Genomic DNA, 13,734 nt, shown 5'->3' with positions numbered 1-13,734 from the left:
GCAATCTTTTTATTTTAGCAAAAATTGTGCCCATTTTCGTTCTATCTTATCTATATTATCTTGATAATAAAACAATCTATCTAAATAATACTTAATCTTATTATTGACTTCTTCTTGATAATTGTCACGATTTTTATAAACAATTGCACTTAATTCATAAAAAGCTAGTCCCATTGCATGTTTTCTTGCATGAACTGTAGATAATCCTTGTCCAATAGCATGACATAAAGAAATATAATATATATCATCTATTTCTTTACATACACGATGACAATCTAAAATTGCTTTTTTAGCTATTGGCATTTTTATCATTCCACTAGCCCATTGTTGGCACATATCATATGCATTTCTTGGTCTAAGTTCATTTGGATACTGTTGTTCAAAAATTTCTAATGGCTTTAAAACACATTCAAACGCCCATAAAACTAATACTCTTTTATTTTGGATTTCCATCAAAGCAATCAATTCTTGTAAACATGCACTATCAAAAGAAAACAATATTTTATTTTTCTTTTTTAATCTTATTTCTACATCCTGATACATAATCTCTCCCACACTTTTATTCATATCTATCATAAATCAAAAAAGTAAGCAATTTTGCTTACTTTAATTTTTAGCAAATTGTGAATTATATAACTTTTCATATTCACCTTTTTTAGCTAATAATTCTTCATGTGTTCCTTGTTCCACAATATCACCATTATTAATAACTAAAATTAAATCCGCACTTTTAATCGTCGATAGACGATGGGCAATAACAAAACTAGTTCTTCCTTGCATTACTTTTTGCATCGCATCTTGAAGCATTTTTTCTAATCTTGTATCGACTGATGATGTTGCTTCATCAAGAATTAAAATTTGTGGATTTTTTAATATAGCTCTAGCAATAGTCAATAACTGTTTTTCACCCTGAGAAATATTATTAGCTTCTTCATTAATATGAAAATCATAACCTCCTGGTAATGTTCTGATAAAATGATGAACATTAGCCATTTTTGCAGCTTGAATTATTTCATCTTTACGAGCATTTAAACGCCCATAACGAATGTTATCATAAATACTACCAGAATATAACCACGTATCTTGTAATACCATCCCAAACATCGAACGTAATTCTTCTCTTGGTAAATCACGAATATCAACACCATCAATTTTAATACTACCGCCTTTAACATCATAAAAACGTAATAATAAATTAATAATAGTTGTTTTCCCAGCACCGGTTGGTCCTACGATTGCTACCATTTGACCACTTTTTACATTAACATTTAAATCTTTCATTAAATTCTCTTCATAATAACCAAATTGTACATGTTCAAATTGAACATTACCTTGAACATTTTCAATATGTTTTGCAGGTGAAGCTTCAGGTATTTCTTCTTGTTCTTCCAATAATTCGACAATTCTACTTAATGCTGCAAAAGCTGCTTGGATTTGAGCTGATAAATTAGATATTTGTGATAATGGATCATTAATTTGCCAAATATAGCGAATAAATGCTTGTAATTGTCCAACTAAAAATGTTCCAGTAATTACTTCGGCTGTTCCAATTACTGCAACTGTTCCAATCGCTAAATAAGTTACAAGCGAATTTAAAGGTGCTATTGTTGATGAAACAAACTGTGCTTTAAAAGCATTAGTTTTTAAATCTTTATTTATTTCTTTAAATTTATCAATAGCTTCATCTTGTTGATTATATAAAAGAATTTCATTATAACCTGTATACATTTCTGTAATTGTACTATTAAGTTTACCTAACGTATCTTGTTGACTTTTAAATAACTTTTGACTTTTTCCTACAACAATTCTTGTAATTATTAAAGATAGTGGAATAATCATTGTTCCTACAATTGCCATTTTAGGATTAATAATATACATCATTGTAAGTGCTAATGTTACCATTAAAATTCCGCTTATAATTTGGGTAAAACTTTGTTGCAAAGCATTAGATACAGCATCAACATCATTAGTTATTCTACTCAATACATCTCCAAAATGATGATTATCAAAATATCTTACTGGTAATTTACGAATTTTATTTTGCAAAGCATTACGTAAATCTTCCATTGAATGTTGGATCCCATTTGTAAGAAAGACTACCGATATCATCTGAGATACTGTTTTAAAAATATAAATTATAAATAATAAAATAATAATTTTTAAAACTGCATTAAAATTAATATTTATATTACTTAGACCACTACTTTTAGCAATATCACTAGCTAATTGAGTTGTAATCATTCCTTCAAAAGTAGGTGCAAGAACAATCGTAATATTAAAAACCAGGATCATTAAAATTGCAATTACAAAATTCCATTTATATGGTTTGATAAAAGGCATTAAGCCACTTACTGTCTTTTTCAAATTACGCTTCTTTTTCATAACCTAACTCCTCTTCACTTAATTGAGAAATTGCAATTTCACGATAAATACTACATTCTTTTAACAATTGATGATGTTTTCCATGTCCCACTACTTTTCCTTCATTTAATACAATAATTTGATCTGCTTCCATAATACTAGATATTCTTTGCGCAATTACTAACATGATTGAATCCTTTAATTCCTTTTTTAACTCATGTCTTAAAGTTGCATCAGTTTTAAAATCCAAAGCTGAAAAGGAATCATCAAAAATATAAATTGGAGCTTTACGTACTAATGCTCTAGCAATACTTAAACGTTGTTTTTGTCCACCTGATACATTTGTTGCTCCCTCACTAATTTCTTCATCAAAACCATGTTCTTTTTCCATAATAAACGAATATGCTTGAGCAATTTTAGCTGCATGTTCAATTTCTTCCATAGTTGCATCTTTTTTCCCAAATCTAATATTTTCTGCGATACTACCACTAAACAAAATAGCTTTTTGAGGAATTACTCCTAACATATCACGTAATTTTAAAAGATCATAATTTCGAATATCTTGATTATTTATCTTTATGCTTCCACTTGTTACATCATAAAATCTTGGAATAAGATTAACCAAGGTACTTTTTCCAGAACCAGTACTACCAATAAATGCAACCATTTCACCTTTTTTAGCCTTAAATGTAACATCTGATAAAACAGGTTCCTCTCCATCTGGATACACAAAAGTCACATGGTCAAATTCAATTGTAGTTTCATCATCCACAACATTATCTTGAATCGTATTTTTTACTAATGGATCTAAATTGAAAACTGCTTCAATTCTTTTTGCAGATACTTCAGCTCGAGGGTACATCATAAATACGGTACAAAATAACATGATTGAAAACATCGCATGAAATAAATAATCCATAAAAGCCACTAATTGTCCAATCTCTAAAGAACCAGTCGAAATTAAATGAGATGCTACCCAATAGATTGATAAACCAGCAATATTCATCAACATAAAAAATATTGGTTGTGTCATTGACATAATTTTAAACAATTTCTTAGAAAAAGTAGTAAACGCATCATTTGTTTTATTAAAACGTTTTTGTTCATAATCATCATTATTAAATGCCCTAATAACTCTAATCCCACTTAGATTTTCTCTTGAAATTCGATTTAGATCATCTAACGATTTCTGCTGATTTTCAGATATTGGTTTCGTTACTTTAGCAACAAAAACAACCCCTAAAATAATTAATGGAATCGTTGCAGCAATAATATATGATAATGGAAGCGAAGCTCTTGCTGTCATAATAAAACTAAAAATAAACATAATTGGTGTCATTAACGCAGTTCTTAGCAATACATTAACAAATTGTTGTATTTGAAAAGCATCATTATTAGTTCTTGTAATCATTGAAGATATTCCAATTTTATTAAATTCACTTGCAGTAAACTGTTGAGCTTTTATAAAAATATCATTTCGAATATCATGAGTTATCGCTGTAGAAATTTTAGCACAGCAGTATCCTAGGGCAATTGTTCCTCCAACTCCAATAAATGAAACTAAAGCTATGCAGCCTCCCATCATATAAATAAAATTTACATCTTTATTAGCAACACCTGTATCAATCATGGTCGCTACAATCGTTGGAATTCCTAATTCTACTAAAATAAATCCAAATACAGATAATACATTAAAAAAGAATAATAATTTATATCTCTTTAAATATCTTAATATTAATTTCATTCCCCTTGTATGATAATTGGACTAAAATATCATACTTCACTCCTTTCCTCTAATTTAAATACAATTGTTTACTGTAGCTTGAATATTTTATTTAAATATTCAACTAATCTCTTTTAATAAACAAATATCTTTATTATTTTACACAAAAATTGACTAACTTATATTTCATAATCCTTTAGTTAGTCTTTTAATTGTATTATCAGATGGTCTATTTTATAATAGACTATAAGGTTACCTTATAGTCAAGGGGGATTTAAATGAAAGAAAAATTATTAACTTGTGGAACATTTGCTAAAATATGTGGCATTGAAAAACATGTTCTTTTTCATTATGATGAAATTGATTTATTTAAACCAATTTATGTTAACGAAAAAGGTTATCGTTATTATTCTTATCATCAATATGACACTTTTAAAGTAATTATGGCCCTAAAAAAACTAGGAATGTCATTAAAAGATATTAAAACATATTTAGATAAAAGAAATCCGCAATTATTTTTAGAATTATTAAATCAACAAGAACATAAATTAATTGAATATATCAATGAACTACAACAAATTCATGAAATGTTAAAAAATTTCAAAACACTTACTAGCGATGCTTTAAATGCTAACTATAATGAAATAAAAATCGAATACTTAGATGAAACAAAATTATTACTATCTGCCAACTCAGAAAATTCATCTTCTAAAGATTTTTCTAACTTTATGAATGAATACACATCATTTATCGAAAACAATCATATCATTACAGGTGAATTTGTCGGAGTGATGATAGAAATTGATAATATTTATAATAATCAGATTTATAACTATTCTTACTTATTTACTACTTCTAATAATATTACTAAACATACATTTATAAAAAAAGCTGGTCATTATTTATGTGGTTATCATCATGGTAGTTATGATAAATTATATGATTCATATCTTCGTATGCTAGATTACGCTAAAGAACATAATATTAAATTAGGTAAGTTTGCATATGAAGAATATATTCTTTTTGATGTTTGTGAAGCATCAAAAGATAATTATCTTACTCGTATCACCATGGAAATTGATGAATAAGAAAAAAGATGTAATACTTGAATTATTACATCCTTATTTTTTTACTTTTAATGTGATTACATATTCTTCGTCTGCTTCTTGTGTTTCACTTGTAACATCTATACCAGATTTTTGAATCAAATCAATTGCCTGATTAATTGTATTCATCGCAATTTTGAAGTTTTTTGATATTTTAGTTGTTACCTTTTTAGGTTTTTCCTTAGTTTTAACTGGTTTATTAATCAATGTTTCAGTTTGTTTTACATTTAATGATTTTTTTAAGACTTCTTTTAATACTTCTTGTTGTTTTTGTTCATCCAAAGATAACATTGCGCGAGCATGACGTTCTGTAATTTGTTTAGCTTTTAAAGCATATTTTACATCATCCGATAATTTTAATAGTCTTAACTTATTAGCAATCGTTGACTGTTTTTTTCCAACTTTATTTGCTAGTTCAGTTTGATTCATATTATATGTATCAATCAATGTCTTATATGCACTAGCTTCTTCTATTGGTGATAAGTTTTCACGTTGGATATTTTCAATAATTGCATATGTATCAACTTGTTTATCATCAATATCTTTAATTACACAAGGAATTGTTTTCAAACCCGCTAGCTTACATGCTCGAAAACGTCTTTCACCAGCAATTATTTGGTAATTACGATTATATTTACGAACAATTATTGGTTGAATCAATCCATTTTCTTTAATTGAAGTTGCTAATTCTTCAATTTTTTCATCATCAAATACTTTGCGAGGTTGATTTTCATTTGCTTCAATTTTATTTATATCAATTTGTTTATATACTTTCTCTAACATATTCTCTCCTACAATGGTTGTTTTTTAATTTTAGCGAACATGCGGGGATATTTATTAGGTGTTGCTTTTACTTTCTTTATAATAATATTACTTCGATGATTATCATTAGTTAAAGTAAAATCATTTACACTCCCTACTTTTCCCCCTAAAATCCCAATACCTTTTTTAGCTTCATTTAATTCCTCATCTGCTTTAAGTCCTTTTAATGATAAAAAATATCCTCCTACTTTAACAAGCGGTAAACAAAGTTCATCTAATATATTTAATCTAGCAACTGCTCTTGCCATTACAACATCACATTTTTCACGATTTTCTTTAGCATATTCTTCAGCTCTAGCACTAATTGCTTTACAATTAGTTAATTCTAAAGCTCCAAATAAATGGTTTAAAAAAGTAATTCTTTTTGTAAGTGAATCAACAATTGTCACTTTCAAATCAGGATAAATTATTTTCAAAGGAATGCTCGGAAATCCGGCTCCAGCACCTACATCAACAATACTTTGACTAGCAAATTCAAAATCAAAAGCAATTGTAATTGAATCATAAAAATGTTTTAAATAAACACTTTCTTCATCAGTTATAGCCGTTAAATTCATTTTCTCATTCCATTCAACTAATAACTTAAAATATTTATCAAATTGCTCAATTTGTTTATCACTTAGTATAATTCCTTTATTTTTCAATAATTCAATAAATTCTTCTTTAGACATAAATTATTCCTCATTATACTTTTGTTTCAAATAAATTAATAATACTGAAATATCAGCAGGATTTATTCCTGAAATTCTTGATGCTTGACCAATTGTCAAAGGACGAATACTACTTAGTTTTTGTTTTGCTTCTAAAGCTAAATTACTAATTTCATTATAATCAACATCTTCAGGAATTTTCTTTTCTTCCATTTTCTTTTGTTTTTCAGCTTGACGCATTGCCTTATCAATATAACCCTTATATTTAATTAAAATAGTAATTCTTTTTCTTTCCTCTTCATTTAAATCAGGTGCATCTATAAATGGTAAAATCTTTTCATAATCAAGTTCCGGTCTTTTAATTAACTCCTTAGCACTAATTCCTTCATTTAATCGTGTTGAACCTAATTGTTCCAATACATCATTAATTGGATGCTTTGGCGTAAATCTAATTGTATCAAGGCGAGCGATTTCATTAAAAATATTAGACATTTTATTTAAATATTGCTGATAAATATCATCACTAATCAAACCAACATCATGACCATATTTCATTAATCTTTCATCAGCATTATCATGACGAATTAATAGACGATATTCAGCTCTACTAGTCAACATACGATACGGTTCTTCTGTTCCTTTTGTTACCAAATCATCTATCATAACACCAATATATGCTTCATCACGTTTTAAAATTAATGGTTCTTTATTTTGATTTTTTAACGTTGCATTAATACCCGCAATCAATCCTTGACTAGCCGCTTCTTCATAACCGCTTGTTCCATTAATTTGACCTGCTGTAAATAAGTTTTTAATGATTTTTGTTTCTAATGATGGCCAAAGTTGTAATGGATCAATTGCATCATATTCAATAGCATAGGCATATTTCAAGATTTTACAATGTTCAAGTCCTGGAATCGTTCTAATCATTTCTTCTTGAACATCATGTGGTAATGATGTTGAAAAACCTTGAACATAAATAGTATTCATTTCCTTAGACTCTGGTTCTAAAAAGATTTGATGTTGTGGTTTATCAGAAAACTTAACAATTTTATCTTCTATTGATGGACAATATCGAGGTCCAACCCCACTAACATAACCACCATACATACTTGAACGATGCAAATTTTCTTTTATTATTTTATGCGTTTTTTCATTTGTATATGTTAAATAACAAGGTACTTGCTCATCTATTGGAATAAACTTATTTGTTTGATAACTAAATGCTAACTTTGCATCACTACCAGGCTGTAAACTTGTTTTAGAATAATCAACACTATTTATCTCCACTCTAGGAGGAGTCCCTGTTTTTAAACGTTGAATTCGTAATCCTAACTCCTTTAAACGTGTTGATAAATATTTACACTCTTCTTGATCATCAGGACCACTAGCATGCTTTTGATCACCACATAATATTTCTGCTTTTAAATATGTTCCTGTTGTTAAAATCACAGTTTTTCCAATAATTTCTTGACCATTAGCCAAAATAACCCCTTTTACACAGTTATCTTCAACCATTAAATCCTCTACCATACCTTCAATAATATCTAAATTATCTTGTTTTTTCAAAACTGCCTGCATATATCTAGGATAAGCTTTTTTATCAGCTTGAGCTCTTAAAGATTGTACCCCTGGACCTTTAGCAGTATTTAACATTTTCATTTGTAAATATGTCTCATCAGCTGTTTTTGCCATTTGTCCACCTAAAGCATCAATTTCACGGACAATTATTCCTTTAGCCGGCCCTCCAATTGAGGTATTACAAGGAAGGCTTCCAACATTATCAAAATTTGCAGTTATTAAAACTGTTTTTTGTTTCATTCTAGCTGGCGCCAATGCTGCCTCAATTCCCGCATGACCACCACCAACTACAATTACATCATACATTACATATCCCTCCTTAATCCTAATCTATTGTACTACAAATTTATTATTTTTAAAACAATTATCCCCCTACAATCAAAAAAACTCTTGTTTTACAACAAGAGAATAACTGTTTATTATTTTAATTTTTATCTTCATTAGCTACATCTGTTATTTTTTCATCAATTTCTTTGTTATCAACTTCTTCAACTATATTTTCTTCAATAATTTTATCTGTTGATTTTTCATCATCGTTTACATTTTTTTCAATTATCTTTTCACCAGCTTCTTCGTTATCAGCTTTTTTTTCTGCATTTTCTTCACTAATTTCTTCTTTTACTTCTTCATCAATTTCTTCTTGAGTTTCTTCTTTTGAATTATCTTTTATTCTTACACCATCAATTACACGGCCAAAGAAAATAAAAGCAAAACTATAAAATATATAACTTGCACAATTACTTATAAAAAATGAAATAATTTCTAAAAAATTTGCTGACCAACTTAATGTTCCTTGAGTTATATACATTTCTACAGTATCATTCGCTAATTTGACTGTGTAAAACAAGTAGATAATTGTTAATATTGCCATAACATAGCATACTAATGTAAACACTGGTTTACTAAAAAATTTTTTTATTTTTCCCATTTTATTAAATCCTCTCTTCAATTTAAATAAGATTTTATAAATAAAATTTCGTATAATTATGTGATTGTTAAATAAATATTCACATTAAATAAAAAAGACAGGCAAAAATACTATTTCACCTGACTTTTTTTATTTATTTCCAAAAGTTCTTACCGTTACCTACAGAAACAATTTTAAATTGAGTATTATTAGAAGTACCACCAGTAAAATACTTACCAGCTTCAGTTCCATTAAATATATCAATCTTATTTCCTTTAATTGCCCCTCCACGGTCTACAACAATACCATATGCAGTTGATTCAATACTTAAATTATGATTAGTGATTTCAATAATTGTTCCAAACGGAATAGATGGATCTGCTGCTAAACAATAATACGAACGTCCATTATATGTTAACTTTGGACTATTAGACCCTTGAACACCAGTAATCGGACTTAATTTGATTCCTGTTGATGATGTTCCATTTCCTCCAACACAATCTCCACCGTATGTTGTTAACTTACCAGTAAAATAAGCCCCAGGTTGAACTTTTCCGGTTTCAATTATCGTATCACTAGCAGGTATTATTACCTCACTATTAACCAATTCTCGTTTAGATTCTTTACCATTATGATAAGTTACACGATAAGTATTTTTTACTTTTCCTTCTTGTCCTTGTTGCGTAACTTTAGTTGTAAATAATTCTAATCCACTAGTATTAACTGTATTAGATGCTATTGTATTAACTTCATCTATATTTGCTTCATTAATTCTAGTTATTTGAATTAAATCACCATCATTTACAACATAGTTTAAATCTTGATTTAATAAATCCTGTGGATTTAAAGAAATTTCCAAATCGTCTAATACATTAGACACTGCAGCTTGTCTTACTAAATAATCCTTCTGCGCTTGTTCACCATCTTGAACCTTAACATCAATAGTTTCAACATAGTTATCAATTTGGTTTGCAGCACCGGTATTTAAAGTCGTTGCTACAATTCCAACATAGGCAATCATCACTACAACCAACCCCTTCATACAGGGGTCAGCATTAATAACAGCCTCTTTAATTTTTTTCATTAATTTTCCTCCTATTTAATACCAAAAATATTTTTGGCATTAAACGTTGTCTTACTTGCAACGTTTTCTATCTCCATGTTCTTTAGCTTAGCTATTTCCTGGGCAATATACACAACATTTGCAGGCTCATTTAACTTTCCTCTAAATGGATGAGGTGTTAAATAAGGACAGTCAGTTTCAATTAATAAATTTTCAATGTTAATATTTGCTGCCACATCTTTGGGAACTCTTGCATTCTTAAATGTCACTGGTCCAGCTAAAGAAATGTAGAAACCTAGCTCAACAAACCTTTTTGCCATTTCTACAGAACCACTATAACAATGCATAATTCCACGATGTCCATTTTGTTTTAGCACTTCATAAGTATCTTCATAAGCATCTCGACAATGAATAATAACAGGTTTATCATGTTTCTTGGCTAAATCCATTTGCCATTGAAAAACCTCTAACTGCTTTTCTTTACTGACAGTATCCCAATAATAATCAAGACCGATTTCACCAAGTGCTACAACGCAAGGATCTTCTAAGTACTTATCGATAATGTTTATTTGTTCTTTCGTTGTGTTTTTGCAATCATTAGGTCCAATGCCAACTGCAGCATATATAAACTCGTATTGTTTAGCTAACTCGATTGCAATTTTTGATGATTCTAAATCATAGCCTACAACAACCATATTTGTAACCTCGTTGTTTAAAGCATTTTGAATAAACATATCGTGATCTTCATATAAATCTTCACTATTTAAATGACAATGAGTATCAAAGTACATAAATTTCACCTCGGCTGTATCTTAACAAAATCAATTTCATTTGTCAAATATCTAAAAAAATAAATACCAATAACAAATGAAATATCTAGTTAAAATCAACATTTTTTTACTACACATATCTTTTTACTCTATTTTTCAGCCTACAAATTTAGACAAAAGATAAATTTTATCATGAATATTAAGTACTCTTGTAAAAAAATATCAAATATATTATTTCCAATAAAAAGATATTTATACAAAAAGCGGTAAGTAAACTTACCGTTTTATTCATATTATTTATCAAAATCAAACATTTCAAACACATTAGAAACAGGTTCACAATTTTCAATATTTTCAATTGTTCTAGCAAGCAATACTGCAACTGTAACAATCTTCAATTTAGGGAACATTTTTTCTTCTGGTAACTTAATTGTATCAGTTACAACTACTTCATCAGCAGAAGAATTTTGTAATCTTTCTACTGCTGGTCCAGAAAATACTGGATGTGTACAAGCAACATGAACTGATTTAGCACCTTTTTCTTTTAACATTTCAATTCCAGCAACAATTGTACCACCTGTATCAATCATATCATCAACCATAATACAATTCTTACCTTCAACATCACCTAATACACCCATTATTTCAGCAACATTAGGTTTAGGTCTTCTTTTATCGATAATCGCTACAGGAGCATCTAAAGCAACTGCTAATTTACGAGCTCTAGTAGCACCACCATGATCAGGAGAAACTACACAAATATCACTGATATTCTTTTTCTTAAAGTAATTCGAAATAAGCGGTAATGCTTGCATTTCATCTACTGGAATATCAAAGAAACCTTGAATTTGTGCAGCATGTAAATCAACTGTAACAACGCGATTAATTCCAGCTACGGTCAATAAATCTGCTATTAACTTAGAAGTAATTGGCTGTCTAGGTTTAGCTTTACGATCTTGACGAGCATATCCAAAATAAGGAATAATTGCTGTAATTTCTTTAGCTGAAGCTCTTTTCAAAGCATCTGCTAAAACTAAGATTTCCATTAGATTTTCAGTAACAGGATTACTTGTAGATTGTACAATATATACATCTTTACCACGTACTGATTCTCCAATTTCAACTAAAATTTCTCCATCTGCAAAATGATGTACTTTACTTTTACCTACATTAGTTCCTAATTCTTTTGCAATATCTTTTGCCAATTCTTCACTAGCTGATAGTGCAAATACAGTTATCTTATTTTTCATTTTTTTCTCCTATTTTCCTTTTTTATTTCTTTTTTCTTCTAATACTTTAGCATATCCTTCTTTATTAACTTGACGCGCACGAGCAATTGCAAATGCTTCATCATTAACATCATCTGTAACTGTTGAACCTGCCGCTACATAAGCATTAGCTCCAACTGTTACCGGTGCAATTAAGTTACTATTACAACCAATAAAAGCATTATCATTGATAATTGTTTGGAATTTATTTTTACCATCATAATTTGAAGTAATTGTTCCACATCCCATATTTACATTACTTCCTACGGTCGCATCACCTACATAAGTCAAATGAGCGGCTTTGCTGCCATTTCCAAAAACTGTTTTTTTCATTTCTACAAAGTTACCAATATGCACATTATCTAAAATATGGCAATTAGTTCTTAAACGTGCAAACGGTCCAATATCTACTCCATTTTCAATAACTGAATCACTAATTACTGAAAATTTAATTTCTACATTATCTTTGATTTCAACATTTTCAAATTCACAGTATGGCCCAATATGACAATTAGCACCTATACTAGATTTACCTTTGATTACACAACCTGGTTCAATTGTCGTATCTGGAGCAATTTTAACATCTACACCAATATAAGTATTATTGATATCAATAATATTTACCCCATTTAATAAATGTTTTTTATTCACTTTAAGTTGTAATGCTTTAGTAGCTTCTGCTAATTCCACACGATCATTGATTCCACCAACTTCGGCTAAATCAGCAATTTTATAACCACCAACTTTTAAATTATCATTATTCATGATTTCAATAACATCTGTAATATAATATTCATTTTGAGCATTGTTATTAGTTACCTTTTCTAATGCTTTAAATAATGCTTCATTATCAAAGCAATATTCTCCACAATTCATCTCACTAATTTTAACTTGCTCTGGTGTACAATCTTTAAACTCAACAATTCCCTTAACCTGATCACTTTCTCTAATTACTCGACCAAATTTTTTATCCAAGTCACAATCACAAGTCATAATTGTACCCATTAATTGATTATCATTATGATAGTCAATTAGATTTTTTAATGTTTCTTTAGTAATTAATGGAGCATCTCCATTTAAAACAACTGTTGTACCAGACTTATTAGCTAATACATCTTTACATTGCATCAATGCATGTCCTGTTCCCAGTTGCTCTCGTTGATAAACAATATTTACATCATCTAACAACTTTTCAACTTCTTTCGCTTTATGTCCTAAAATCACATAAATCTCATCTACACCTAGTTGTTTTAATTCATCAACAATATGATTGATCATCGGTTTATATAAAACCTCATGAACAACTTTAGGCTTATCTGATTTCATTCTGGTTCCTTTACCAGCTGCCATCACTACCGCATAAGTTTTCATTTTAACACCTCTTAACAACAACATAATATCAAATATTTAACATTTATTAAAGGAAAAATATACAAAAAATGCTTTTATATTGAAAAGAAATCGCTTTAATAAGTAAGTTATA

General features: G+C 28.9%; 12 protein-coding genes. 1 reads left to right on the top strand and 11 read right to left on the bottom strand.

The features are described 5' to 3' along the window. Positions 1–9 precede the first annotated feature (9 nt). From NQ543_RS00720 to NQ543_RS00710, 3 genes are all read right to left on the bottom strand, one after another. Positions 10–543, bottom strand: coding sequence for a putative immunity protein (locus tag NQ543_RS00720; RefSeq protein WP_039904767.1), 534 nt, complete (start codon positions 541–543; stop codon positions 10–12). 63 nt (positions 544–606) lie between these two features. Continuing rightward, positions 607–2,382 carry an ABC transporter ATP-binding protein gene (locus tag NQ543_RS00715; protein WP_004610725.1) on the bottom strand — a complete coding sequence of 592 codons (1,776 nt, stop codon included), beginning with the start codon at positions 2,380–2,382 and terminating at the stop codon, positions 607–609. After that, positions 2,366–4,105, bottom strand: coding sequence for an ABC transporter ATP-binding protein (locus NQ543_RS00710; protein ID WP_004610726.1), 1,740 nt, complete (start codon positions 4,103–4,105; stop codon positions 2,366–2,368). The genes NQ543_RS00715 and NQ543_RS00710 overlap by 17 nt, the downstream gene beginning before the upstream one ends. Positions 4,106–4,362: 257 nt before the next feature. On the opposite strand from NQ543_RS00710, the gene NQ543_RS00705 reads away from it, so the two are divergent. Next, entirely contained in the window at positions 4,363–5,172 is an 810-nt protein-coding gene (locus NQ543_RS00705) for a MerR family transcriptional regulator (RefSeq protein ID WP_004610727.1), read from the top strand. A 33-nt stretch (positions 5,173–5,205) separates the two neighbouring features. Here the strand turns inward: NQ543_RS00705 and noc are convergent, their stop codons facing one another. The 8 genes from noc to glmU all read right to left on the bottom strand — a co-directional run bounded on the left by noc (position 5,206) and on the right by glmU (position 13,622). Next, complete coding sequence (gene noc / locus NQ543_RS00700) at positions 5,206–5,973, bottom strand: nucleoid occlusion protein (RefSeq protein WP_004610728.1); 768 nt, start codon at positions 5,971–5,973, stop codon at positions 5,206–5,208. 8 nt (positions 5,974–5,981) lie between these two features. Next, positions 5,982–6,683 (bottom strand): 16S rRNA (guanine(527)-N(7))-methyltransferase RsmG, encoded by a 702-nt coding sequence (gene rsmG / locus NQ543_RS00695; protein WP_004610729.1) that lies wholly within the window; start codon positions 6,681–6,683, stop codon positions 5,982–5,984. A gap of 3 nt (positions 6,684–6,686) precedes the next feature. Next, positions 6,687–8,549, bottom strand: a complete 1,863-nt coding sequence (gene mnmG / locus NQ543_RS00690; RefSeq protein WP_004610730.1) for a tRNA uridine-5-carboxymethylaminomethyl(34) synthesis enzyme MnmG — start codon at positions 8,547–8,549, stop codon at positions 6,687–6,689. A gap of 118 nt (positions 8,550–8,667) precedes the next feature. Next, the gene (locus NQ543_RS00685; protein ID WP_004610731.1) at positions 8,668–9,171 is read right to left on the bottom strand and encodes a hypothetical protein; all 504 of its coding nucleotides are present in this window, start codon (positions 9,169–9,171) and stop codon (positions 8,668–8,670) included. A 133-nt stretch (positions 9,172–9,304) separates the two neighbouring features. Then, a complete protein-coding gene (locus NQ543_RS00680) occupies positions 9,305–10,234 on the bottom strand; it encodes a G5 domain-containing protein (RefSeq protein ID WP_004610732.1) in 930 nt (309 codons plus the stop codon). An 11-nt stretch (positions 10,235–10,245) separates the two neighbouring features. After that, positions 10,246–11,004: a TatD family hydrolase gene (locus tag NQ543_RS00675; protein ID WP_004610733.1), complete on the bottom strand. Its 759-nt coding sequence runs from the start codon at positions 11,002–11,004 to the stop codon at positions 10,246–10,248. Positions 11,005–11,276: 272 nt separating this feature from the next. Then, positions 11,277–12,233, bottom strand: a complete 957-nt coding sequence (locus NQ543_RS00670; RefSeq protein ID WP_004610734.1) for a ribose-phosphate diphosphokinase — start codon at positions 12,231–12,233, stop codon at positions 11,277–11,279. A gap of 9 nt (positions 12,234–12,242) precedes the next feature. Next, positions 12,243–13,622 (bottom strand): bifunctional UDP-N-acetylglucosamine diphosphorylase/glucosamine-1-phosphate N-acetyltransferase GlmU, encoded by a 1,380-nt coding sequence (gene glmU, locus NQ543_RS00665; protein ID WP_039904768.1) that lies wholly within the window; start codon positions 13,620–13,622, stop codon positions 12,243–12,245. Between the last annotated feature and the right edge of the window lie 112 nt (positions 13,623–13,734).

The sequence above is a fragment of the Thomasclavelia spiroformis DSM 1552 genome (genome assembly GCF_025149465.1).
GTDB classification, from domain to species: Bacteria; Bacillota_I; Bacilli_A; order Erysipelotrichales; family Coprobacillaceae; genus Thomasclavelia; species Thomasclavelia spiroformis.
This window is presented reverse-complemented; position numbering and strand designations above follow the sequence as displayed.